20 protein-coding genes are annotated in these 23,174 nt (G+C 72.4%); 13 read left to right on the top strand and 7 right to left on the bottom strand.

What is annotated here, in order from left to right; genetic code table 11:
- Positions 1-130 precede the first annotated feature (130 nt).
- From ACX9GQ_RS22720 to ACX9GQ_RS22665, 12 genes are all read left to right on the top strand, one after another.
- Positions 131-979 carry a GntR family transcriptional regulator gene (locus tag ACX9GQ_RS22720; RefSeq protein ID WP_459631889.1) on the top strand — a complete coding sequence of 283 codons (849 nt, stop codon included), beginning with the start codon at positions 131-133 and terminating at the stop codon, positions 977-979.
- Positions 976-2,193: an ABC transporter substrate-binding protein gene (locus tag ACX9GQ_RS22715; protein WP_459631888.1), complete on the top strand. Its 1,218-nt coding sequence runs from the start codon at positions 976-978 to the stop codon at positions 2,191-2,193. Before ACX9GQ_RS22720 ends, ACX9GQ_RS22715 begins: the two co-directional genes overlap by 4 nt.
- Positions 2,194-2,276: 83 nt before the next feature.
- Positions 2,277-3,146 (top strand): branched-chain amino acid ABC transporter permease, encoded by an 870-nt coding sequence (locus ACX9GQ_RS22710; protein ID WP_459631887.1) that lies wholly within the window; start codon positions 2,277-2,279, stop codon positions 3,144-3,146.
- The gene (locus ACX9GQ_RS22705) at positions 3,143-4,111 is read left to right on the top strand and encodes a branched-chain amino acid ABC transporter permease (RefSeq protein ID WP_459631886.1); all 969 of its coding nucleotides are present in this window, start codon (positions 3,143-3,145) and stop codon (positions 4,109-4,111) included. Before ACX9GQ_RS22710 ends, ACX9GQ_RS22705 begins: the two co-directional genes overlap by 4 nt.
- Positions 4,112-4,122: 11 nt before the next feature.
- Positions 4,123-4,872: an ABC transporter ATP-binding protein gene (locus ACX9GQ_RS22700; protein ID WP_459631897.1), complete on the top strand. Its 750-nt coding sequence runs from the start codon at positions 4,123-4,125 to the stop codon at positions 4,870-4,872.
- 4 nt (positions 4,873-4,876) lie between these two features.
- Positions 4,877-5,578: an ABC transporter ATP-binding protein gene (locus ACX9GQ_RS22695; protein WP_459631896.1), complete on the top strand. Its 702-nt coding sequence runs from the start codon at positions 4,877-4,879 to the stop codon at positions 5,576-5,578.
- 5 nt (positions 5,579-5,583) lie between these two features.
- Positions 5,584-6,981 (top strand): MmgE/PrpD family protein, encoded by a 1,398-nt coding sequence (locus ACX9GQ_RS22690; protein WP_459631885.1) that lies wholly within the window; start codon positions 5,584-5,586, stop codon positions 6,979-6,981.
- A 9-nt stretch (positions 6,982-6,990) separates the two neighbouring features.
- A complete protein-coding gene (locus ACX9GQ_RS22685; RefSeq protein WP_459631884.1) occupies positions 6,991-7,881 on the top strand; it encodes an isocitrate lyase/PEP mutase family protein in 891 nt (296 codons plus the stop codon).
- Positions 7,878-9,623, top strand: coding sequence for a hydantoinase B/oxoprolinase family protein (locus ACX9GQ_RS22680; RefSeq protein WP_459631883.1), 1,746 nt, complete (start codon positions 7,878-7,880; stop codon positions 9,621-9,623). Before ACX9GQ_RS22685 ends, ACX9GQ_RS22680 begins: the two co-directional genes overlap by 4 nt.
- On the top strand, positions 9,620-11,680 hold the full coding sequence (locus ACX9GQ_RS22675) for a hydantoinase/oxoprolinase family protein (protein WP_459631882.1): 2,061 nt from the start codon (positions 9,620-9,622) through the stop codon (positions 11,678-11,680). The genes ACX9GQ_RS22680 and ACX9GQ_RS22675 overlap by 4 nt, the downstream gene beginning before the upstream one ends.
- Before the next feature lie 10 nt (positions 11,681-11,690).
- Positions 11,691-12,305 (top strand): cysteine hydrolase family protein, encoded by a 615-nt coding sequence (locus tag ACX9GQ_RS22670; RefSeq protein WP_459631881.1) that lies wholly within the window; start codon positions 11,691-11,693, stop codon positions 12,303-12,305.
- Positions 12,302-13,708 (top strand): FAD-dependent oxidoreductase, encoded by a 1,407-nt coding sequence (locus ACX9GQ_RS22665; RefSeq protein WP_459631880.1) that lies wholly within the window; start codon positions 12,302-12,304, stop codon positions 13,706-13,708. Before ACX9GQ_RS22670 ends, ACX9GQ_RS22665 begins: the two co-directional genes overlap by 4 nt.
- Here the strand turns inward: ACX9GQ_RS22665 and ACX9GQ_RS22660 are convergent.
- On the bottom strand, positions 13,692-14,657 hold the full coding sequence (locus ACX9GQ_RS22660; RefSeq protein ID WP_459631879.1) for a DUF808 domain-containing protein: 966 nt from the start codon (positions 14,655-14,657) through the stop codon (positions 13,692-13,694). The genes ACX9GQ_RS22665 and ACX9GQ_RS22660 overlap by 17 nt on opposite strands.
- An 84-nt stretch (positions 14,658-14,741) precedes the next feature.
- Here ACX9GQ_RS22660 and ACX9GQ_RS22655 point away from each other — a divergent pair, with 84 nt between their 5' ends.
- A complete protein-coding gene (locus ACX9GQ_RS22655) occupies positions 14,742-15,293 on the top strand; it encodes an MOSC domain-containing protein (RefSeq protein WP_459631878.1) in 552 nt (183 codons plus the stop codon).
- A 10-nt stretch (positions 15,294-15,303) separates the two neighbouring features.
- Here the strand turns inward: ACX9GQ_RS22655 and ACX9GQ_RS22650 are convergent, their stop codons facing one another.
- The 6 genes from ACX9GQ_RS22650 to ACX9GQ_RS22625 form a co-directional block, all read right to left on the bottom strand.
- Complete coding sequence (locus ACX9GQ_RS22650; protein WP_459631877.1) at positions 15,304-16,575, bottom strand: 3-phosphoshikimate 1-carboxyvinyltransferase; 1,272 nt, start codon at positions 16,573-16,575, stop codon at positions 15,304-15,306.
- A gap of 78 nt (positions 16,576-16,653) precedes the next feature.
- Positions 16,654-17,553, bottom strand: coding sequence for an NAD-dependent epimerase/dehydratase family protein (locus ACX9GQ_RS22645; protein ID WP_459631876.1), 900 nt, complete (start codon positions 17,551-17,553; stop codon positions 16,654-16,656).
- 13 nt (positions 17,554-17,566) lie between these two features.
- Positions 17,567-18,103, bottom strand: coding sequence for a dTDP-4-dehydrorhamnose 3,5-epimerase family protein (locus ACX9GQ_RS22640; protein WP_459631875.1), 537 nt, complete (start codon positions 18,101-18,103; stop codon positions 17,567-17,569).
- Entirely contained in the window at positions 18,100-19,155 is a 1,056-nt protein-coding gene (gene rfbG, locus ACX9GQ_RS22635; RefSeq protein WP_459631874.1) for a CDP-glucose 4,6-dehydratase, read from the bottom strand. Before rfbG ends, ACX9GQ_RS22640 begins: the two co-directional genes overlap by 4 nt.
- Positions 19,152-21,473 (bottom strand): O-linked N-acetylglucosamine transferase, SPINDLY family protein, encoded by a 2,322-nt coding sequence (locus tag ACX9GQ_RS22630; RefSeq protein WP_459631873.1) that lies wholly within the window; start codon positions 21,471-21,473, stop codon positions 19,152-19,154. The genes rfbG and ACX9GQ_RS22630 overlap by 4 nt, the downstream gene beginning before the upstream one ends.
- A gap of 96 nt (positions 21,474-21,569) precedes the next feature.
- Positions 21,570-23,012 (bottom strand): NAD-dependent succinate-semialdehyde dehydrogenase, encoded by a 1,443-nt coding sequence (locus tag ACX9GQ_RS22625; protein WP_459631872.1) that lies wholly within the window; start codon positions 23,010-23,012, stop codon positions 21,570-21,572.
- Positions 23,013-23,174: the final 162 nt, after the last annotated feature.

Raw genomic sequence — 23,174 nt, 5'->3', positions numbered from 1 at the left:
CCGGCGCTGCTCCCATTCCTCGCGCCACTCCCTTGACCGGCGCAATTTGTATCCTAGCATAGACAACTCAATGTACACGGCATCAGTCAACAGGTGTCCGTGTCGACGAGGGTGGAGGAGAGCGGTCGCGGTGTCCGTCGCGGAGAGCAGCAAGTCCCGGCAGGTGTATCTGGTGCTGCGCGACCGCATCGCCAGTGGCGCCTATGCGGGAACCGCCGCGCTGCCGACGGAACAGGCGCTGGCCGCCGAGCACGCCGTCTCCCGCATGACCGTCCGCCGCGCCCTCGCGGCGCTGGAGGACGAGGGCCTCATCAGCCGCCGGCAGGGCTCAGGCACGTTCCTCGCCGACGCCCGGCCCCGCCCCATCGTCGCCGACCTGTCGGACGCGCTGGCCAACCTCGTCGCCATGGGGCGCACCACGACGGTTCGGCTGCTCTCCTTCGGCTACGAGGAGCCGACGCCCGCCGTCGCCGAGGGGCTGGGACTGGAGCCCGGCGAGCGGGTGCAGCGCTCGGTGCGCGTGCGCTTCATCGACGAGGCGCCGTTCTCCTTCCTCACGACCTTCGTGCCCGAGCGCATCGGGCGCACCTATTCCGAGGCCGACCTCGCCTCGCGGCCGCTGCTCTCGCTGCTGGAGCGTTCCGGCATCGTCGTGCAGCGCGCCACGCAGGAAATCGGCGCCCAGCTCGCCTCGCCGGAGGTGGCGGAGGCGCTGGGCGTCGAGGTCGGCTCCGCGCTGACCGCCCTGACCCGCGTCGTCCACGACGGGCGCGGCCACGGCGTCGAGTACCTCTCGGCCCTCTACAGGCCGGACCGCTACGTGTTCCGCATGGACCTCGTGCGGACGCAGGACCGCAACGGGCGGCGCTGGTCGCCCGCTGCGGGGGCCGTCGCCACGCCGAAGAGCGCCGGGACGCGCCGAACCATCGAGACCGACGCCCGCGGGACACGGGCCGCACGACAAGGGAGAGGATCATGATCAACGAGACCCGCGTTTCACGCCGCACCGTCCTGCGGACGGGCGTGGCCGCCGCCGGCGCCGTCGCCCTGCCGGGCTACCTGCGCGCCCAGGCCCCCGCCATCAAGGTCGGCATCCTGCAGCCGGTCACCGGCGCGCTCGCCTTCGACGGCCAGGCCGGCCAGATGGGCGCCGAGATGGCGATCAAGGCCATCAACGCGGCCGGCGGCATCAAGTCGCTCGGCGGCGCGAAGATCGACATGGTGTTCGGCGACGCCCGCTCGACGCCCGAGGGCGGCACGGCCGAGGTGGAGCGCATGAACGGCGAGGGCGTCGTCGCCATCGTCGGCGGCTTCGCCAGCCCGATCTGCCTTGCCGCCACCCAGGCAGCCTCGCGCTACGACCTGCCCTACATCGTCGACGTCGGCGTCAACGACCAGATCGTCTCGCGCGGCCTGAAGAACACCTTCCGCTTCGCCCCCGGCTCCTCGATCGTCAGCGGGCTGGCGCTGGACAACCTCGCCAAGCTGAACGAGGCGGCGGGCAAGCCGGCCAAGACCGTGATGCTGGTGCACGAGGACGGCCTCTTCGGCTCCGGCCTCGCCAAGCTGATGCAGGCCGAGCTGCCCAAGCGCGGCTTCGAGATCATCGACACGCTGTCGCACCCGACCCCGGCACGCGACATGACCAACATCGCCCTGCAGATCCGCGCCAAGAACCCGGACCTGCTGATCCCCTCGAGCTACTACGGCGAGTTCGTGCTGCTCGCCCGCACCATGCAGCAGCAGCGCATCCGGCCGAAGGGCATCTACGCCGTGCTCAACGGCGCCGCGTCCAACTACCGCTTCGTCAAGGAATTCCCCGAGGCGGCCGAGAACGTGATGGACTGCAACCACTGGTACGACCCCCGCAACGCGACCGCGCAGGCGCTCAAGAAGGAGGTCGAGGCGCAGGGCAAGTTCTTCACCTACAACGTGGCGCTGAACTACTCCTGCGTGATGCTGCTCGCCGATGCCATCGAGCGCGCCGCCGCCGCCGACCGCGGCAAGATCATCGCGGCGCTGGAGAGTTCGACCTTCTCCAAGCACATCATGCCCTACGGCCCGACGAAGTTCGTCAACGGCCAGAACACCGGCGCCGCGCCGGTGAACACCCAGGTGCAGAAGGGCGACATCAAGGTGATCTTCCCGGAGGCCTTCGCCGACGCCAAGCCGGTCTTCCCGGTCCCGGCGTAAGCCGGCCCGGCACCCGCCGGGAGCGCGACGGCGAACCGGAGCGCCGTCGCCTCCCGGCGGATCCTGCCCTTCCTGGACGGACCATGCTCGCGCCCGACATCATCCTCGCCGCCGTGCTCAACGGCCTCCTGACGGGCGCCGTCTACGCGCTGATCGCCGTCGGGCTGACGCTCGTCTACGGCGTGCTGCACATCATCAACTTCGCCCACGGCGCGATCCTGACGGCAGCGATGTTCGCCGCTTTCTTCGCATGGAAGGCGGGGATCGACCCCTACATCGCCGTGTTCTTCCTGGCGCCGCTGTTCTTCGGGCTGGGCTACGGCGTGCAGCGCCTCGTCATCGGGCCGTCGAGCCACGGCGAGGACCGCAACATCCTGCTCGTGACGCTCGGCCTCTCGATCGTCATCGAGAACCTGCTGCTGGCCGCCTTCCGCTCGGACACGCGCTCGATCGACGTGCCCTACGGCTTCTCGGTGGTCGACCTCGGCTTCACCTTCCTGTCGCTGCCCAAGGTGGTGGCGGCCGGCGCCTCCTGCGTCGCCGCGGTGGTGCTGTGGGCGATCCTGACGCGCACCGACACCGGCAAGGCCATCCGCGCCGTCGCCAAGGAGAAGCTCGGCGCCTCGCTGGTGGGCATCGACGTCGCCCACATCTACGCCGTGACCTTCGGCCTCGGCGCGGCCTGCCTCGCGGTGGCGGCCTGCCTGCTGCTGCCGACGTTCTACGTGCACCCGCGCGTCGGCAACGCCTACGTGCTCGTGGCCTTCACCATCGTCGTGCTGGGCGGCATGGGCTCGGTGCCCGGCGCCCTCATCGGCGGGCTCTTCATCGGCGTCGTCGAGAGCCTGTCCGGCCTGTGGCTCGGCGAGAGCCTCGGCCAGATCGGCATCTTCCTCATCTTCATCCTCGTGCTGCTGGTGCGGCCGACGGGCCTGTTCGGAGCCCGCGCATGAGTGCCCTGCGCGCCTACGGGCCCATCCTCGCCTTCGGCGTCCTGCTCGCCGCGCTGCCGCTGTTCGCGACGTCGAACACGCTGATCAACGCCATGGTGACGGCGCTCATCATCGCGCTCGCGGGGCAGGGCTGGAACCTGCTTGGCGGCTATGGCGGGCAGTTCTCCTTCGGCCACGCCGCCTTCTTCGGCGTCGGCGCCTACGGCACCGCGCTGCTGCAGGCCCGCCTCGGCGTCAACGCCTACGCCGCCTTCGCCGCGGCCGCCGCGATGGGCGCCGTGGCCGGCCTCGTCATCGGCACGCTGAGCTTTCGCTCCGGGCTGCGGGGGTCCTACTTCGCGCTCGTCACGCTCGCCTTCGCGGAGGTGCTGCGCATCCTTGCCAACGCCGCAGCCTTCACCGGCGGCGCCGCGGGCGTGCTGGTGAAGCTCGACGTGCGGCCGGACAACTTCCAGTTCGCGAGCCGCGCGGTCTACTTCTGGATCGCGCTCGGGGTCGTCGTCGCGGTGATGCTGCTCAACCGGGCCATCGAACGCTCCCGCTTCGGCGCATGGCTCGTCGCGGTGCGCGAGAACGAGGACGCGGCAAAGGCGCTCGGCGTCGACACGCTCGCCGTGAAGCTGAAGGCGATCACGCTCTCGGCCGCGATCACCGCGCTCGCGGGCGCCTTCTACGCCCAGTACTTCCTCTTCGTCGACGCCGGCATCGCCTTCGGGCCGTGGATCTCGGTGGAGGCGCTGCTGGCGCCGATCATCGGCGGGCTCGGCACGGTGTTCGGCCCGGTCATCGGCGCGCTGGGCCTGCATGCCCTCTCCGAGCTCACCAAGCTGGCCGCCGGTCGCATCCCGGGCATCGACCTCGCGCTCTACGGCATCCTGCTCGTCATCATGGTGGCCTTCGCGCGCGACGGGATCCTCGGCATCGTCTCCGGCGTGTGGAAGCGCGTTGCGGGGAGGCCCGCATGAGTGCCGCACCGCTGCTCTCCGTCGAGCAGGCGTCGAAGCGCTTCGGCGGCCTGCTGGCCGTCGACGGCGCGAGCCTCGTCGCGCAGAAGGGCCGCATCACAGGGCTCATCGGCCCCAACGGCGCCGGCAAGACCACGCTCTTCGCCATGATCTCCGGCTTCGAGACGCCGACCTCCGGGCGCATCGTGTTCGAGGGGGCCGACATCGCGGGCCTGCCGCCGCACCGGCGCGCCGTCGCCGGCATCGCCCGCACCTTCCAGATCGTGCAGCCCTTCGCCGGGCTCAGCGTGCGCGAGAACATCGCGGTCGGCGCCCACCTGCGCCACCCCGGCCGGGCCGAGGCGCTGGCGCGCGCCGAGGACGTCGCCCGCCTCGTCGGCCTCGCCGACCGGCTCGACGCGCCGGCGGCCGGGCTCACGGTGGCGGGGCGCAAGCGGCTGGAACTCGCCCGCGCGCTCGCCACGGAGCCGAAGCTCCTCCTTCTCGACGAGGTGCTCGCCGGCCTCAACCCTTCCGAGGTGCGCGACATGGTGCCGGTGGTGCGCTCCATCCGGGACGCAGGCGTCACCATCGTCATGGTGGAGCACGTCATGCAGGCGGTGATGAGCCTGTGCGAGGACATCTACGTGCTGGCGCAGGGGCGCATCATCGCCAGCGGCAGCCCGCGCGAGGTGACGCGCGACCCCAAGGTCGTCGAGGCCTATCTCGGCCACGGCGCGGCGCAGCGCATCGCGGAGCGGTCGGAGGCCGGCCATGGGTGAGCCCATCCTCGCCATCGACGGGCTCGTCGCCGGCTACGGCGGCGTCGACGTGCTGCGCGGGCTCGACATGCAGGTCGCGCAGGGCGAAATCGTCGCCGTGCTCGGCTCCAACGGCGTCGGCAAAACGACGCTCAACAAGGTGCTGTCCGGCGTCCTGCGCGCGCGGGCCGGGCGGGTCCGCTTCGACGGAGCCGACGTCACGGGCGCCGCGCCCTCCGCCATCGTCGAGGCCGGGCTGATCCACGTGCCGGAAGGCCGCAAGATCTTCCCGGACATGAGCGTGCGCGAGAATCTGGAGCTCGGCTCCTACCGCCGGGCGACGAAGAACCGCGCCGCCAACATCGAGAAGGTCTTCGCCACCTTCCCGCGGCTGCGCGAGCGCGTGCGCCAGCGCGCCGGCACCCTGTCCGGCGGCGAGCAGCAGATGCTGGCCATCGGCCGCGGGCTGATGGCCGAGCCGCGCCTGCTGATCCTCGACGAGCCGTCGCTCGGCCTCTCCCCGCTGCTCGTGGAGGAGATGTTCGGGCTCGTCCAGGCGTTGAACCGCGACGGCCTGACGATCCTGCTCGTCGAGCAGAACGTGATGCAGTCGCTCGGCCTCGCCCACCGCGCCTACGTGCTGGAGACGGGGCGCTTCGTGCTGAGCGGGACGGGCGAAGAGCTCGCCCGCAATCCGGACCTCGAGAAAGCCTACCTGGGGATGTGACCGCCATGGACACCGCACCCACCGCCAACGCCACCACCGCGACCCTGGAGACGACCTGGCTCGACCGCTGGTCGTCCTTCGCCGCAGGCTTGCGCTTCGCCGACCTGCCGGCCTCCGTGGTCGAGCGCACCAAGCAGGTGCTCTTCGACAGCATCGGCGCCATCGCGGCCGGCGCGCGCGAGCCGGAGATGATTTCGCTCACGCGACGGCTCGCCGAACTGGGCGGCACCGGCGGATTCGCGGCGCCGGTCATCGGCGGCGGCTGCCGCCTGCCGGCGGGCACGGCCGCCTTCCTCAACGGCACCGCCGGGACGATGCTGGAGATCGACGAGGGCAACCAGTTCGCCCGCGGCCACCCCGGCATCCACGTCGTGCCCGCGGCGCTCGTCGCCGCCGAGCGCTGGGGCCGCAGCGGCGCCGACCTCATCACGGCGGTCGCGCTCGGCTACGAGGTCGGCGCGCGCGTCGGGATCGCCTCGAAGCTGCGCGTCACGATGCATCCGCACGGCACGTGGGGCACGGTGGGCGCTGCCGTTGCGGTGGCGTGGCTCGCCCGCGCCGACGAGCGGCGCATGCGCGAGGTGATCAACGTCTCCTCGTGTCTTGGCCTTTCCACGAGCCGCCAGACGATGCTGCAGGGCGGCACGGTGCGCAACAGCTACGCCGGCTTCTCCAACGAGATCGGCCTGCGCGCCTGGGAGATGGTGGAGGCGGGCTTCGTCGGCGAGGCCGACGGCGTGGCCACCGTCTACGGCAAGGTCATCGCCGACCAGTTCTCCCCGGCCGCGATGGTCGAGGACCTCGGCGTGCGCTGGGAGATCGCCCGGAACTACTTCAAGCGCCACGCCGCGTGCCGCTACAACCATGGCGCCATCGACGCGCTGCTCGACATCGTGCGCGGGGAGGGCGGGAGGCTCGATCCCGCCGCCATCGAGCGCATCGACATCGCCACCTACGTCTGGGCGGCCGAGCTCTCCGGGCAGGAGCCGCGCAACATGCTGGCGGCGAAGTTCTCGCTGCCGTTCTCGCTGGCGACGACCATCGTCAACGGAGCGGCGACGCTGGAGGCCTTCCGCGACAGGGCCCGTACGGACGCGGCCATCCGCGACCTCGCACGGCGGGTCTTCGTCACCGAGGACAAGGCGCTCACCGCGCTCCTGCCGGGCCTGCGGCCCGCGCGGGTGACGGTGACGCTCACCGGCGGGCGCACGCTCACCGGCGAATCGATGGTCAACAAGGGCGACACGGAGAACCCGTACGCGCCCGAGGAGATCGTCGAGAAGTTCCTCGAGGTGGCGACGCCCGTCTACGGCGAGGCCCGCACCCGCGCCATCCTCGACGCCACCCTCGCGCTCGACGCCGCGCCGCAGGTCCGCGACTTCGCGGCCCTGCTCGCGGCCTGAGGACCCATGATGACACAGGCCTCCCCCTCCGCCGCGCCCCTGCGGGAGCGGCTCGCCAAGAAACCCATCGTTCTGGCTCCCGGCATCTACGACGCGCTCTCCGCGTCTCTGGCGCAGGCGGCCGGCGCGGAGGCGCTCTACCTCTCCGGCGCGGCCATCGCCTATACGCGGCTCGGGCGCCCCGACATCGGCCTCGTCGCCATGAGCGAGGTGGCGGACGTAATCGCCGCCGTGCGCGACCGTGTCGACCTGCCCGTCATCGTCGATGCCGACACCGGCTACGGCAACGCGCTCAACGTGCAGCGCACCGTGCGCGTCTTCGAGCGCGCCGGCGCGACGGCGCTGCAGCTCGAGGACCAGACCTTCCCCAAGCGCTGCGGCCACCTCGCCGACAAGAGCCTCGTCCCGGCAGCCGAGATGGCCGGCAAGATCCGCGCCGCAGTCGATGCGCGCCACGACGCGTCGACGCTCATCGTCGCCCGCACCGATGCGGTGGCCGTCGAGGGCTTCGACGCCGCCCTGGAGCGCGCCGCGCGCTACGCCGAGGCCGGCGCCGACGTGCTCTTCGTCGAGGCGCCCCGCACGCGCGACCAACTGGCGAAGGTCGCGGCCGCGCTCGGCGGCGGCCTGCCGCTCATGGCCAACATGGTGGAGGGCGGGCAGACGCCGGTGGTTCCCGCTGCGGACCTCGAGGCCATGGGCTATGCGCTCGTGATCTTCCCCGGCGGCATCGTGCGCGCCATCGCCCGCGCCGCGCAGGACTTCTACGCGACGCTGCTGCGCGATGGCACGTCGGACGCCTTCCGCGACCGCATGTTCGACTTCGCCGGCATCAACGGCGTCGTCGGCACCGAGGCGCTGCTGCAGGCCGGCCGCCGCTACGAGGAGGGCGGGGCATGAGCACGCCCGCGATCGACCCCGTCACGCTCGCTGTCCTCAAGGGCCGTCTGGAGCAGATCGCCGACGAGATGGACGCGACGCTCTACCGCTCGGCGTTCAACCCCATCATCGCGGAGGCGCGCGACGCCTGCCACGGGCTCTATCATGCGCAGACGGGCGCCACGCTCGTGCAGGGCACGACGGGCCTGCCGATCTTCGTCGGCGCCATGGCCTTCGCGGTGAAGGCCGTCATCGACAAGGTGGCGCGCGAGGGCGGGCTGGAGGAGGGCGACACCTTCCTCTTCAACGATCCCTACGACGGCGGCACGCACCTCAACGACTTCCGGCTCGTGCGCCCGATCTTCCGCGACGGCCGGCTGTTCTGCTGGCTCGCCTCGGTCGGCCACTGGCTCGACATCGGCGGCAACGTGCCCGGCGGCTTCAACGCGCGGGCCACCGAGAGCTTCCAGGAGGGCGTGCGCATCCCGCCGGTGAAACTGATCGCGCGGGGCCGGATGAACGACGACATCGTCGCCATCCTCGCCGCCAACAGCCGCGTGCCGCAGTCCAACTACGGCGACCTCAACGGCCAGCTGAACGCCCTCGACCTCGGCGAGAGGCGCCTCCGTGATGTTCTCGACGAGTATGGCGACACCGTCGTCTCCGCCGCGCTCGACGCCTTCACCGCCCGCGCCGAGGCGCTGATGCGCCAGACGGTCGCGGCCCTGCCGGATGGCACCTACTCCTTCGAGGACTTCCTCGACAACGACGGCGTCACCGACGCGCCGCTGACGATTGCGCTCGACCTGACGATCGCGGGCGACCGCATGCGGCTCGACTTCTCGCACTCCTCGGCGCCCTGCGCGGGCCCGCTCAACATCGCCCGCTCGACTGCCGTCGCGTGCTGCTACGTGGCGCTGAAGCACGTCTTCACCGACGTGCCGGCCAACGCCGGCTGCCTCGCGCCGATCGACTTCGTCATTCCCGAGACGACGCTGCTCGGCGTGTCGGCGCCGCGTCCGGTCGGCGGCTACACCGAGACGATCCTGCGCGTCATCGGCGTCGTCTTCGGCGCGCTCGCCAAGGCCATGCCGGACCGCGCCACGGCGGCGCCCTTCGGCACCATCAACGCGCTCTCCATCGCCGGCCACCGCGACAACGGCCAGCGCTTCGTCATGTTCTCCTTCTTCGGCGGCGGGCTCGGCGGCAATCCCGAGACCGACGGGCTCAACCACGGCAACAACCCGATCTCCATGGCGACCATCCCGCCGGCGGAGATCCTCGAGGCGTCCTATCCCGTCATGTTCACGCAGTGGGCCTTGCGCCCCGACAGCGCCGGTCCCGGCCTGCACCGCGGCGGCCTCGGCGCCGTCTACGAGGTCGAGGCGCTGGCGGACGCTGGCGCCGACGTGTTCCTGCTCGGCGAGCGCGGCAAGTTCGCGCCGTTCGGCGTCAACGGCGGGGAGCCCGCCGCGCTCAACCGCTTCTTCTGGCAGACGGACGACGGCGAAGCCTCGCCGCCGCTCGCCTCCAAGGTCGCCGACGTGAAAATCCGCAAGGGACGGCGTGTGCGCCTGGAGTCGCCCGGCGGCGGCGGCTGGGGATCGGCCTTCGAGCGCGACCCTGTGCAGGTGGCTCGCGACGTCCGGCTCGGCTACGTCAGCCCCGCTGCTGCGCGGGAGCGCTACGGCGTCGTGCTCGACGCCGCCGGCGGCGTCGATGCCGCGGCCACCGCGGCGCTGCGGGCGGGGAGGGGCGCATGAGCAAGCGCGGCCCCATCGTCGGCGTCGACGTCGGCGGCACCTTCACCGACCTCTTCCTGTTCGACGAGCAGGAGCGCCGGTTCCGCACGGCCAAGGTGCCGTCGAACCGCGGCAACGAGGCGGCGGGCTTTCTCGACGGCCTCGGCGCGCTGGGCGACCTGAAGACCTTCTCCTCCATCGTCCACGGCACGACGGTGGGCACCAACGCCCTGCTGGAGCGCAAGGGCGCCCGCATCGGCGTCATCACCACGCGCGGCTTCCGCGACGTGCTGGAGATGCGCCGCCGCGACCGGCCGCGCACCTGGGGGCTGTGGGGCGACTTCACCCCCATCGCCGACCGCGACCTGCGGCTCGAGGTCGACGAGCGCGTCCTCGCCGACGGAACCGTCCGCGTGCCCGTTGACGCGACCGAGGTGGCCTCGGCCGCCCGTGTCCTGCTGGAGAAGGGCGCACAGGCGGTGGCCGTGGTGTTCATCAACGCCTACGCCAACGACGCCAACGAGCGCGCCGCCGTCGAGGCGGTCCGCTCCGTGTGGCCCAACGACCATGTCGTCGCCTCGTCGGAGATCCTGCCGGAGATCCGCGAGTTCGAGCGCGCCTCGACGACCGCCGTCAACGCTTATCTCCAGCCGGTGGTGGGCTCCTACCTCGCGCGGCTGGAGGAGGCGCTGGAGGGCGCGGCGTTCCGCGGGCAGTTCCACATCGTGCAGTCGAACGGCGGCGTCATGTCGACGGCGACGGCGCGGCGCCTGCCGGTGCGCACGGCGCTGTCCGGCCCCGCCGCCGGCGTCATCGCCGCCGCGGCCATCGCGAAGGCGGCGGGCTACGACAATGTCATCACCGGCGACCTCGGCGGCACCTCCTTCGACGTTTCTCTGATCGCCGGCGGCCGCTCCGTGCTGGCGGCGCAGACCACCATCGACTTCGGCCTCGTCATCCGCACGCCGATGATCGAGATCTCCACCATCGGCGCCGGCGGCGGGTCCATTGCCCACGTCGACAAGGGAGGGCTGCTGCAGGTGGGGCCGGAGAGCGCCGGCTCGGTGCCGGGTCCCGTCTGCTACGGGCAGGGCAACGACCGGCCGACGCTGACCGACGCCAACGTCGTGCTCGGCCGCATCAACGCCGACCGGCCCATCGGCGGCAAGCTGGCGCGCCTCGACGTCGAGGCGGCTAAGGCCGCCATCGCGCGGCATGTGGCCGAGCCGCTCGGCATCGATCCGATGGCGGCGGCGGAGGCCATCGTGCGCGTGGCCAACGGGCGCATGGCCGGCGCCATCCGCCTCGTCTCCATCGAGCGTGGGCACGACCCGAAGAGCTTCGCCGTGATGCCCTTCGGCGGCGGTGGCGCGCTGCATGCCGGCGCGCTGATCACGGACGTGGGCCTCTCCTGCGCGCTGGTGCCTCGCTTCCCCGGCATCACCTCGGCGCTGGGCTGCGTCATCGCCGACCTGCGGCACGACCAGGTGCGCACGGTCAACTGGATGCTCGACGGCCTCGACGTCGCCGCGCTTGACGCGCTGATGGCGGCGCAGGGCCGGCAGGCGGAGACGGTCGTCGCCGGGGCCGGCGTCGCGGTGGAGCGCATCGACGTGCTCTACGAGCTCGACATGCACTACCTCGGCCAGACGCACACCATCTCCGTGCCGCTGCCGGTGTCGCTGCGCGAGGGGACGACCGGCGTGACCGCCGCCATCGTCCGCGCCGCCTTCGAGGCGGCCTACCAGTCCTCCTTCAGCCGCCTGCTGCCGGGCATCCCGGTGCGCATCGTGACGCTGCGCACGGCCGCGATCGGGCGGCGCCCGCCCTTCGACCTCTCCGCGCTCGCCCCTGCCGAGGGTGCGACGCTGGAAGGAGCGCGCCGCGGCAGCCGCCGCGTGTGGTTCGCCGGCGCGTGGCACGACGCGGCGGTCTGGTCGCGACTCGACCTGCCGGTCGACGCGCGGATCGAGGGGCCGGCCATCCTCGAGCAGCCGGACGCCACCACCATCGTCGACCCGGGGCTCGTCGCGCGCGTCGACCGGCTCGGCAACGTCGTCATCGAGAGACTTCCGTGAGGCGCCCGACATGAGCCAGACCGTCGTCCCCCTCCAGCGGACCGCGCTGCTGATCGTCGACCTGCAGAACGACTTCATCCATCCGAAGGGCGCCTACGCCCGCGGCGGTCAGGCGTCGGCGGCCATCGCCGCGCTGCCGGCCCGCGTCGCGCCGCTCGCCCGCCGCCTGCGCGAGAAGGGCGGCTGGGTCGTCTCCACACAGTTCACGCTGGTGCCCGGAAAGGGCGGCGAGCCGCTGATCTCTCCGCACCTCAGGGCGATGCGGCCGTTCCTCAGCAAGGGCGACTTCGCGCCGGGAAGCTGGGGCCACACGCTCGTCGACGAACTCCAGCCGGCCGACCTCGTCGTCGAGAAGGTCGCCTACTCGGCCTTCTACATGACCCGCATGGAGTGGGTGCTCCGCAAGGCCGGAATCGACAAGCTCTACGTCTGCGGCATCGTCACCAACGGCGGCGTGGCCTCGACCGTCCGCGACGCCCATGTCCGCGACATCGACGTGACGCTGCTGTCAGACGGATGCGCCGCCTTCAGCGAGGAGGTGCATGCCGTGTCCGTCGCCGCCCTGAAGCCCGTCGCGCGCGTCATGACGGTCGCCGAGGCGCTCGCCGAGGTGGAGGCCGCATGAGCGCGCTCGTCCGCCCGGCCGTCGAGGCGACCTTCGGCGCGGAGGCCGAGGTGCTCGTCGTCGGCGCCGGCGCCGGCGGCCTCACCGCGGCGCTGGCCGCGCGCGAGGCGGGCGCCGATGTCGTGGTGCTGGAGCGCGACCCCGTGCCGCGCGGCTCGACGGCGCTCTCCGCCGGCCTGATCCCGGCCGCGCCGACCCGCTTCCAGGCCGAGCGCGGCATCGACGACAGCGCCGTGCTGTTCGCCTCCGACATCCTGCGCAAGGCGAAGGGCGAGCCCGACGCGGCGCAGGTCGCGGCCATCGCCGCCCGCTCCGGCCCTGTCATCGAGTGGCTCGCCGACGCGCACGGCCTGCCGTTCTCGGTGGTGCACGACTTCAGCTATCCTGGCCATTCGGCCCGCCGGATGCACGGGCTGCCGTCGCGCTCGGGCGCCGAACTCGTCGACAGGCTGCGCCAGGCCGTGGAGGCGCAGGACATCCCCATCCTCACCGAAGCCACGGTGACCACGCTTTATCGGACCCCGGACGGGACGATCGCCGGCGTGCGCGTGGAGCGGCCGGGCGGGGCGGCCGAGGACATCGGCTGCCGGGCGCTCGTGCTCGCCTGCAACGGCTACGGCGGAAACCCGGACCTCGTGCGCCGCCACATTCCCGAGATGGCGGACGCGCTCTACTTCGGCCATCCGGGCAACCGCGGCGATGCCGTGCTGTGGGGCGAGGCGCTCGGCGCCGGCCTCGACGCCATGTCCGGCTACCAGGGGCACGGCTCCGTCGCCCACCCGCACGGCGTGCTGGTGAGCTGGGCCGTGGTCATGGAGGGCGGCTTCCAGGTGAACCGCGACGGCCGCAGGTTCAACGACGAGACGCACGGCTACTCGGAGCAGGCGGCGGTGGTGATCCGCCAGCCCGACGCCGTCGCCTTCGACATCTTCGACGCCCGCATCGCCGGCATCGCCCGGCAGTTCGAGGACTTCCGCAACGCCGAGGCCATGGGCGCGGTGCTCACGGCCCCCGACGCCGCCTCGCTCGCTGATCTCGTCCACGTGCCCCGCGCGGCGCTGGAGGAGACCTTCGCCGAGGTCGCGGCGGCCCGCGCGGCGGGCGCGAAGGACCGGTTCGGGCGCGACTGGAACGGCGTGACGCCGCTCGAGGCGCCGCTGCACGCGGTGAAGGTCACGGGCGCGCTGTTCCACACGCAGGGCGGGCTGCTGGTGGACACGGAGGGCCGGGTGCTCCGGTCCGACCGCAGTCCCTTGCCGAACCTCTTCGCGGTGGGCGGCGCGGCGGCGGGCGTGTCGGGCTCGACCGCCGCCGGTTACCTCTCGGGTAACGGCCTCCTCACGGCGACCGTGCTCGGCCGTGCCGCCGGCACGGCGGCCGCCGGGCTCAGTGCCCGCCCCTGAGCGACCCCGCCACGTGAACGACCGGCGCGATGACGCCGCCGAGCGCGATGCCGACGACGGCGGAACCGGTCGCCGACACGAACCAGCTGGCGAAGCCGGCGAAGGTCTCGCCGGCTCGGGCCGCCGCCCACGCGCCGGCGTCGTGGATCCAGTGGCCGAGCGTGGCGAAGCCGAACTCCTCGAGCCCATGCACGACGATGCCGCCGCCGACCCATAGCATCGCGGCGGTGCCGACGACGCCGAGCAGCGACAGGATCAGCGGCATGGCCTTGACGAGCCCGCGCCCGACGTGCCGCAGTCCGAGCGCGCGCACGAGGCCGTTCTCGCTGCGGGCCAGCTTCACGCCAGCATCGTCCATCTTCACCAGAAGGCCGACGGCGCCGTAGACGAGCACGGTGATGCCGACGCCGACGCCCACCAGCACGGCGAGCTGCGTCCAGAACGTTGCCTCCGGGACGGTGGACAGCGTGATCGCCATGATCTCGGCGGAGAGGATGAAGTCCGTGCGGATGGCGCCGGACACCATCGACGTCTCGTGGGCGACGGGATCGGCAGCCGGCGCCGCATCGGCCTCGGGAGCGTCCTCCGCGTGGGGGCGGATCGATTCCCACAGCTTCTCGAAGCCCTCGAAGCAGAGATAGGCGCCGCCGGCCATGAGCAGGGGCGTGATCGCCCATGGCGCGAAGGCGGACAGCGCCAGCGCGGCCGGGGTGAGGTAGATGAGCTTGTTGCGCAGTGACCCCACCGCGATCTTGCCGATGATCGGCAATTCGCGGCTCGCGGCGAAGCCCACCACGTAGCGGGGCGTGACGGCGGCATCGTCGATGACGATGCCGGCGGCCTTGGCGCCCGCCTTCGTCGCCTGGGCGCCGATGTCGTCGATGGATGCGGCCGCCACCTTGGCGATGGCGGCGACGTCGTCGAGCAGCGCGAACAGTCCGGTCGCCACGGGTCCTCCGTCGGGTCGTTGCGGGCGGCCGACACCGTGCTATGGACGGGCCGGGCGGGCAAGCCCGCGCGCCGAGGGGACCGCATGAGCCACGAGACCGCCCGCGTCCTCGCCGTCTGCCGGCATGGCGTCCACGCCTTCAGCAAGGCCACGGCCGGGGAGGTCATCCTGCGCGAGGGCCTCGGCGTGGAGGGCGACGCCCACGCCGGCGCCACCGTGCGACACCGCTCGCGGGTGAGGGTGGACCCGACGCAGCCCAACCTGCGGCAGGTGCATCTCATCCACGCCGAGCTGTTCGACGAACTCGCGCCGCGCGGCTTCGCGCTCGGACCCGGCGACCTCGGCGAGAACGTGACGACGCGCGGCATCGACCTGCTCGGGCTGCCGACCGGCGCGCTGCTGAGGCTCGGCGGGGACGCGGTCGTGGAGGTCACGGGGCTGCGCAACCCCTGCCAGCAGATCGAGGACTTCCGACCCGGCTTGCTCGCCGCCGTCCTCGGGCGAGCGCCCGACGGGTCGCTCATCCGCAAGGCCGGGATCATGGGCATCGTGCGCGCCGGTGGGGTGGTGCGCCCCGGCGACGGGATCGAGGTGACGCTCCCGCCGCCGCCGCACCGCCCGCTGGAGCGCGTTTAGGCCGTGCGCGTTAGCGCTCGACGAGTTGCACGCCGAGCGACGCCAGGGCGTCCCAGTACCCGGGGAAGGTCTTGGCCACGCAGTTGGCGTCGCGGATGGTGATGCCGCCGATCATCAGCCCGGCCAGCGCGAATGACATCGCGATGCGGTGGTCGGCGAAGGTGTCGATCTCCGCCGGCAGCGTCTGCCCGGCCAATGCCGGGTCGCCGGCCACGACCAGGTCGTCGCCCTCCTCGCGGGCGAGCCCCGGCCGGATGCGCACGAGGTTCGACGACAGCGCGTGGATGCGGTCGCATTCCTTGACGCGCAGGTTGGCGATGCCGGTGAAGCGCACCGGCGTCTCGTTGAAGGCGGCGAGCACCGCAATCGTCGGGATCGCGTCCTGCATCTGCGAGCCGTCGATCACGGCGGGCAAGCGGGGGAAGGCCGCGATGACGTCGTGCGCCTTGGCGTCGGGCTGGGTGAAGGCCGAGGCCGGCACGCCGAGGTCGATGGCCCCGCCCGTCAGCACCTCCGCAGCCCAGAGATAAGTCGCCGCCGACGCGTCCGGCTCGACGAGGAAGTCCGTCGCCCGGTAGCCCGTCGGCTGCACGCGCCAGGCGCCGGCCTCGCGCACGTCGGCGCGCCCGCCGAAAGCGGCCATGGCGGCGACGGTGAGGTCGATGTAGCCGCGCGCACCGATCTCGTCGCCCTCCGGCCCGACGAGGCGGATGTCGGTTGCCGCCGCGCCGCACCCGGCGGCCATCAGCAGCGCGGACACGTACTGGCTGGAGAGCCCCGCGTCGATCGCCACGGCCCCGCCGGGAAAGGCTCCCCGCCCGTGCACGGTCACCGGCGGGCAGCCGGTCGGCGCCTCGATGCCGATGCCGAGCCCGCGCAGCGCCTCGACCAGCGGCGCGATGGGACGCTTGCGCATGTGCGCGTCGCCGTCGACCACCACGTCGCCGTCGACGAGGCAGGCCGCCGCCGTGAGGAAGCGCGTCGCCGTGCCGGCGTTGCCGAGGAAGAGCGGGCCGGCGGGCGCCTTCAGCCGCCCCTCCGCCGTCACCACGAAGGTGGTCGCGTCCGGTTCGTCGATGGCGACGCCCATCTCGCGCAGGGCCTGCGCCATGTAGCGCGTGTCATCGCTCTTCAGCGCGCCGGTGAGCCGGCTCGTGCCCCGCGCCAGCGCCGCCAGCAGCAGCGCGCGGTTGGTGATCGACTTGGAGCCCGGCGGGCGGACCCGCCCCGCGAGCGGCCGCCCGGGCGGGACGATGGTGAGGATGCGTTCGGCGGCGGTCATGGCTCGGGCTCCGGCAGGCGCGAGCGCTTGTCGCAAATTCAGGCGCCGGGATGCAAGCCGGGCGTTCCGGGGGAGGCCCTAGCCGCTGCCGGCGACCAGTTCCGCCAGCCGATCCTGCCGGCTCCGCGCCGGCCGGAAGCCGACCTCGTCGCGCAGCCGGCCGACCGCCGCCACCATGCGCGGGATCTCGCCGGCCGGATCCGGCCGGGCGCCGAGCCGCAGCAGGTCCAACCTGCCCGCGAGGCCCGCGATCTCCCGGGCGAGGTCGGCAATGGCGATGCCCTCGCCACTGGCCACGTTCACGGGGCCCTCAACGTGGCCGGCCAGCACCAGCGCCGCCAGCGCCGCGCCGGCGTCGACGCTGCACAGGAAGTCCCTGACGGGTCGGCCGGAGCCGAGCTCAGCCGGCGTGCCCGCGCGCATCGCTCGCACGATGGACCCGACGAGCCGGCGCTCGTCCTCGCCGGGGCCGAAGAGGTGGAACGGGCGTGCCCAGCCGAAGCCGAGGCCGGCGACCCTGGCGAACGCTTCCAGAGTGCCGGCGGTCGACGCCTTGGCGGTGCCGTAGAGCGTCGCCGGGCGCAGCGCATCCGCCTCGGCGCGGTCGCGTCCGCCGCCGTCGCTCCAGTCGTACTCGACGCAGGTTCCGACGCCGACGAAGCGGCGGGCCCCAGCCTCCGCCGCCGCGCGGGCGAGGTGGAGCGTCGCCGCCGTCCAGTCGAGGTTGAGCGGCGACGTCCAGAAGACGCCGTGCTCGACGACCCATGCGCAGTGCAGTACGTGCGTCGGCCGCACCCCTGCGACGGCCGCGCGTAATGCGGCGGGATCGAGGAGGTCTGCGGGGTGGAAGGTGACGCCGGCGACACCCGGGTCGTGCCGCCCGACGGCGTGCACCGCGGCGCCGGCCGCGACGAGCGGGCCGAGCGCATGCCGGCCGATGAATCCGCTGGCACCGGTCACGAGGATCCGCTCGCTCACCGGGTGGCCTCCGTCACTGGCCCGCCGTCCACGCCGGCCAAGTCTCGTCCTTGGGTGCGATCACGCGCGGTGCCGCGGGCCATGCGATGCCAAACGCGGGATCGTCCCACCGCGCCCCGCGCGCGGCCGCGGCCTCGTAGGGCACGTCCATGGCGTAGAGCACCTCTGTGCGGTCCGCGAGGGTCAGGAGCCCGTGCGCGAACCCGGGCGGGATGAGGAACGCGTCTCCTGTCTCCGCATCGAGCGTCACGCCATGCCAGCGGCCCCGCGTCGGCGAACCCGGCCGCAGGTCGACCGCCACGTCGAACGCCGCGCCGCGCGTCACGCGCACCAGCTTCGTCTCCGCGTGTGGCGCGTCCTGCCAGTGAAGGCCCCGCAGCGTGAAGGCGCGCTCGCTGAAGGAGGCGCTCATCTGCCGGGGCTGGAAAGGATGACCGGCTGCGGCGAAATCGTCGGCGCACCACGTGCGGGCGAAGAAGCCGCGCGCATCCTCCCTGCGCTCCTGCCGCACCAGCACGAGGCCGGGGAGGGGCGTGGGCTCCAAGATCACGACAGCACCGCCGCGATCTGATCGTGCGTCAAGCGGGCGACATCGGCGCCGCCGGCCCACGCCTCGTACCACGCGGCGGTGGCACCGACGGCGCCGTCACCCGCGAGACGCGGCTGCCACCGCAGGCGCTGGCGCGCGAGGGTCGCGTCGAGGGCGAGGCGCGGCGCCTCGCCGTAGACCGGCCCCGGCACCGGCTCCCATGCCACGGGCCGGCCCCGCGCCGCGCCGTAGCGCCGGAGCAGGTCCCGCACGCTGGTCTCGGGCTCGGAGGGGCCGAAGTTCAGGGCCGTCGGCGCGTCCGGGCGGTCCATCAGGTCCTCGGCGAAGAGGACGTAGCCGAGGAGCACGTCGAGCACGTGCTGGAATGGCCTGGTCGCGTCGGGGCGGCGGATCAGCAGCGGCCGGCCGGCCCGGTCGGCGCGCACGAGGTCGGGGATCAGCCTGTCCTCGGCGAAGTCGCCGCCGCCGATGACGTTGCCGGCGCGGGCTGTCGCGATGCGCGGCAGCTCGCCGCCGAAGGACGAGGCCCACGACGCGACGGCGATCTCGCAGGCCGCCTTGGAGGCCGAATAGGGGTCGTGCCCCCCGAGCGGGTCGTCCTCGCGGAAGGGCCGGCCGCTGCCGTCATTGCGGTAGACCTTGTCGCTGGTCACCACCAGCGCGGCGGCGCAGCCGGCCCGCCCGCGCAGCGCCTGCATGAGGTGGATGGTGCCATCGACATTGGTGGCGAAGGTGCCGGCGGGATCGCGGTACGACACGCCGACGAGGGCCTGCGCGGCGAGGTGGAACACCACCTCGGGGTCGGCCTCGGTCACGGCGGCCGACAACGCCGCGCCGTCCCGGATGTCGAGGATGCGATGGGAGGCGAGCCTGTCCCGCACGCCGGCAAGCGCGAAGAGCGACGGCCCCGGCGGCGGCTCCAGCGCCACCCCGTGCACCTGCGCCCCGAGCCGGGCGAGCAGCAGCGCCAGCCACGACCCCTTGAAGCCGGTGTGCCCGGTGACGAGGACGCTGCGGCCGCGCCACGCCTGCGGGTCGGGGGCGCGGCTCATGCCGGCTCGTCCATCCACGCCAGCAGCGTGTCCTGGAAATCGGCGACGAAGAGGTCGGGGTTGCCGAGCGGGTGCTGGCGCAGCCGCTCGCGCATCGTCCGGCGCAGCTCGGTCCGCCATTCGGTGCGCCGTGCCGTCTCGACAGCCGTGGCGACGAAGGCGTTGCGGTCGAAGGCACAGAGCTCACCGAGGCCGGCATTGTTGAGGTTCGAGTAGGAGAGGCGCTCGTAGAACGCCTCGCCGACGAGCGTCACCGTCGGCACGCCCATCCACAGCGTCTCGCAGGTGGTGGTGCCGCCCGTCTGCGGGAAGGTGTCCAGCGCCACGTCGATCTCGTTGTAGTGCGGGAGGTGCACGCCGCGCACCGGCACGTAGCCGATGCGGTCGCGCGACACGCCGTGCGCCTCGAACCGCGCCTCGATGTTGGCGCGGAAGGAGGCGACACCGCCCTCGGGCCGCACGAACAGGAAGCGCGAGCCGGGGACGGCGTTGAGCACGGCGGCCCAGGTCTCGATGACGCGGGCATTGTACTTGTAGGGGTTGTTCATCGTGCCGAAGGTCACGCGCCCCGTGCGCTCCTGCGGCGTCAGCGGGTCGATGTCCGGCAGGCGCCCGAAGGTGGGCTGGCGCAGCGCCACCCAGGTGCGCGGCATCAGGAACGGCTTCTCGACGAGCAGCGCCGGGTCGTCCGGCTTGATGAACGGGTCGACGAGGATGCGGTCGATGGTCTCCAGCCCCGCCGAGTGCGGGTAGCCGAGCCAGCTCGCCTGCCGCGGCGCCGGCTTCCACGCCATCACGTCGAGCTTGTTCATGTCGGTCGAGCCGCCGAGCTCGAACAGGATGTCGAGGTCGTCGTCGGCGATGATCTGCGCCGCCGTCCGGTCGGACACGAGCGGCTTCAGCCGCCACCCGTCGACGGTCGAGGCGATGGCGTTCTGGATGCCGTCCGCCGGCCGTGTCGACCAGGAGTAGGCGTAGAATTCGAAGCGCGACTTGTCGTAGCGGGTCAGCAGGTCGAAGGCGAAATAGGCGACCGGGTGGTCGCGCAGGTCCGACGACATGAAGCCGACGCGCACCTTTGCCCGCTCCGTCCGCACGGCCGGCCGCGCCAGCGGCGTCTGCCGCGCCACGGCCTCGATGCGGCGGCCCCACAGGCGGTGATGCTCCACGAGGGTGCGGCGCTGCTCGCGCGTCTGGACCTGCCCCATCTGGTGGTGCAGCCCGGCGATCTCGCCGGTGGACGCCCAGTAGGCGCCGAGCTCGTCGAGCCCGCCTATGGCGGCGGCGCGATCATAGTCGCCGGAGCGGATGAGGATGCCGCGCAGGGTCTTGGCGTCCGGCTTCAGGTTGCCGCCCATGGCAAGGCGGCGCACGGCGAGGTCGTAGGCGGCGGCGATGTTCTCCGCCTCCTTCGATCCGCGCGTGCGGTCGAGACTCTCGGCGAACTCGGCCACCAGCTTCGGGTTGTTCGGCTCCAGCCGCAGCGCCTGCGCGAAGCTTTCGTTCGCCTTGTCGCGATCCACGGGCGCGATCGTGCGCGCCATCTGCAGGTGCTGCCAGGACTCGTGCGGCGAGATCGCGATGAGCGAGGCCAGCAGCTTGGCCGCGTCGTCGCGCCGGCTCATCCGCCGCAGCAGGATGACCTGGGTCTCCATGAGCTCGCGCACCGGCCCGATGACGCCCACCGCCTTCTGCAGCAGCGCCAGGGCCTCTGCGGAGCGGCCCGCTTCGTCGAGCGTCGCCGCCAGCTCCCGGTAGGTCGAGGCCATGCGCGGATCGAGCTTGAGGGAGGCCTCGAAGCGGGCGATGGCCTTGTCGAACTCGCCGATCATCCGGTGGGCCGTGCCGAGCAGGCGCTGGTACTCCGCGTTCTTCGGCTCTTGCCGCGTCACCCGCGTGAAGCACGCCACGGCCTCCTCGCCCTGGCGCAGGGTGATGTGGATGTTGCCCTTGTTGATCGACGGCGAAAGGTTCTGGGGCTCGATCGCGGCGGCGGCGTCGAAGGTCGCGAGCGCCTCCGCGTAGCGGCCGAGGGCCTTCTGGATCACGCCGAGCAGGTTGACGAGCGCGAACTCCTTCGGCCGACGGGCGAGGCCCGATCGGGTCACGCGCTCGGCGTCGGCCAGGCGTCCGAACTGGAACAGAAGCGCGCCGAGGTCGAACCACGCGCCCCGGTAGATCGCCTCGCCGGTCCGCTCGTGCTGGGCGACGGCCTGCGACAGCAGGCGGGCGGCGTCGGCGCCGCGTCCGGCCTTCCGCGCTTCGGTGGCGGCGGCCACGAGGGATGCAACGCTGGAAACGGTTTCGGTATCGGACACGGCGCACCCGGAAAGGGATGAAACAAGCGGGAAGGCAAAATGGCACGCCAGCCGTCGAAAAAGCGTTGACGGCTGGCGTCGGCAGAAAACGTCGCCTCAGAGGCCGAGGCAGCCGTACTTCACGTTCAGGTAGTCATCGAGGCCGTACTTCGAGCCCTCGCGGCCCATCCCGGACTCCTTCACGCCCCCGAACGGCGCCACCTCGGTGGTGATCAGGCCTGCATTGATGCCGACCTGCCCGTACTGCAGCCCCTCCATGACGCGGAAGGCGCGGCCGAGATCGCGCGTGAAGGCGTAGGCGGCGAGGCCGAACTCCGTGTCGTTGGCCATGGCGATGGCCTGCTCCTCCGTCTCGAAGCGGAACAGCGGCGCCAGCGGGCCGAACGTCTCCTCCCGCGCCACGGCCATGGCCGTGGTGACGCCGGTCAGGATCGTGGGCTCGAAGAAGGAGCGGCCCAGCGCGTGCCGCTTGCCGCCGGCGGCCACCGCCGCGCCCTTGGAGACGGCGTCGGCGATGTGCTCCTCCACCTTCTTCACGGCGTTCTCGTCGATCAGCGGGCCCTGGACGGTGCCCGGCTCGAGGCCGTTGCCGACCTTGAGCCCCTTCACCGCCGCGGCGAACTTCGCTGCGAAGGCGTCGTAGATGCCGGCCTGGACGATGAAGCGGTTGGCGCAGACGCAGGTCTGGCCGGAATTGCGGTACTTGGACTGCATCGCCCCCTCGACCGCGGCGTCGAGGTCGGCGTCGTCGAAGACGATGAAGGGCGCGTTGCCGCCGAGTTCCATCGACACACGCTTCATGGTGCCCGCGGCCTGGGCCATGAGCATCTTGCCCACCTCGGTCGAGCCGGTGAACGTCACCTTTTTCACGATCGGGTTGCGTGTGATCTCGCCGCCGATGGCCGAGGCGGAGCCGGTGAGGATGTTGATGACGCCCGGCGGAATGCCCGCCTCCTCGGCGAGAAGGCCCCAGGCGATGGCGGAGTAGGGCGTCTGCGTCGCCGGCTTCGTCACCACCGTGCAGCCCGCCGCGAGCGCGGCGCCGAGCTTGCGCGACAGCATCGACGAGGGGAAGTTCCACGGCGTGATGGCGGCGACGACGCCCACGGGCTCCTTCGTCACGATGATGCGGCGGTTCGGCCACGGGGACGGGATCGTGTCGCCGTAGATCCGGCGGGCCTCCTCCGCGAACCAGAGAACGTAGGCGGCCGAGATCGCGATCTCGCCGCGCGCCTCGGCCAGCGGCTTGCCCTGCTCGGAGGTGAGCAGCACCGCGAGGTCTTCCTTGTTCTTCTCGATGGCGGCTGCGAGCTTGCGCAGCTTCTCGGCGCGCTCCGCCGCCGTGGTGCGGCTCCAGCCGACGAAGGCCTTCTGCGCCGCCTCGATGGCCCGGCGCGTCTCGGCGGCGCCGCAGCGGGGCACCTGGCCGAGGATTTCGCCGGTGGCGGGGTTGGTGACCTCGATGGCGCCGCCGTCGTCGGCCCCCACCCATTCGCCCCCGATCAGGTTGGCATCGCGCTGGAACGGCAGCTTGCCCATGGCGGTCTCCTCGTCCGTCGTGTCGTTTGTGCCTCCGGGATTAGCCCGCGGCGGGCGCCGCGTCCACCGGGGACCGGGCGGCGAACGGTTCGTGCTTCCTTCGGTCCCGGGGCCGCCGGGGAGTATGCTGCGATAAGGTGGAAACCGGTTCTTCGCGAAAAG

The sequence above is a fragment of the Alsobacter sp. R-9 genome, assembly GCF_054612375.1.
The sequence above is the reverse complement of the archived record's forward strand: the minus strand, read 5'-3'. Positions and strand labels throughout refer to the sequence as shown.

Bases quoted from the DNA above. Each gene is read 5' to 3' on its own strand.
- ACX9GQ_RS22715 (WP_459631888.1), top strand. From the start codon at position 976: ATGATCAACGAGACCCGCGTTTCACGCCGCACCGTCCTGCGGACGGGC.
- ACX9GQ_RS22710 (WP_459631887.1), top strand. From the start codon at position 2,277: ATGCTCGCGCCCGACATCATCCTCGCCGCCGTGCTCAACGGCCTCCTG.
- ACX9GQ_RS22705 (WP_459631886.1), top strand. From the start codon at position 3,143: ATGAGTGCCCTGCGCGCCTACGGGCCCATCCTCGCCTTCGGCGTCCTG.
- ACX9GQ_RS22690 (WP_459631885.1), top strand. From the start codon at position 5,584: ATGGACACCGCACCCACCGCCAACGCCACCACCGCGACCCTGGAGACG.
- ACX9GQ_RS22685 (WP_459631884.1), top strand. From the start codon at position 6,991: ATGACACAGGCCTCCCCCTCCGCCGCGCCCCTGCGGGAGCGGCTCGCC.
- ACX9GQ_RS22680 (WP_459631883.1), top strand. From the start codon at position 7,878: ATGAGCACGCCCGCGATCGACCCCGTCACGCTCGCTGTCCTCAAGGGC.
- ACX9GQ_RS22675 (WP_459631882.1), top strand. From the start codon at position 9,620: ATGAGCAAGCGCGGCCCCATCGTCGGCGTCGACGTCGGCGGCACCTTC.
- ACX9GQ_RS22670 (WP_459631881.1), top strand. From the start codon at position 11,691: ATGAGCCAGACCGTCGTCCCCCTCCAGCGGACCGCGCTGCTGATCGTC.
- ACX9GQ_RS22665 (WP_459631880.1), top strand. From the start codon at position 12,302: ATGAGCGCGCTCGTCCGCCCGGCCGTCGAGGCGACCTTCGGCGCGGAG.
- ACX9GQ_RS22655 (WP_459631878.1), top strand. From the start codon at position 14,742: ATGAGCCACGAGACCGCCCGCGTCCTCGCCGTCTGCCGGCATGGCGTC.
- ACX9GQ_RS22650 (WP_459631877.1), bottom strand. From the start codon at position 16,575: ATGACCGCCGCCGAACGCATCCTCACCATCGTCCCGCCCGGGCGGCCG.
- rfbG (WP_459631874.1), bottom strand. From the start codon at position 19,155: ATGAGCCGCGCCCCCGACCCGCAGGCGTGGCGCGGCCGCAGCGTCCTC.
- ACX9GQ_RS22625 (WP_459631872.1), bottom strand. From the start codon at position 23,012: ATGGGCAAGCTGCCGTTCCAGCGCGATGCCAACCTGATCGGGGGCGAA.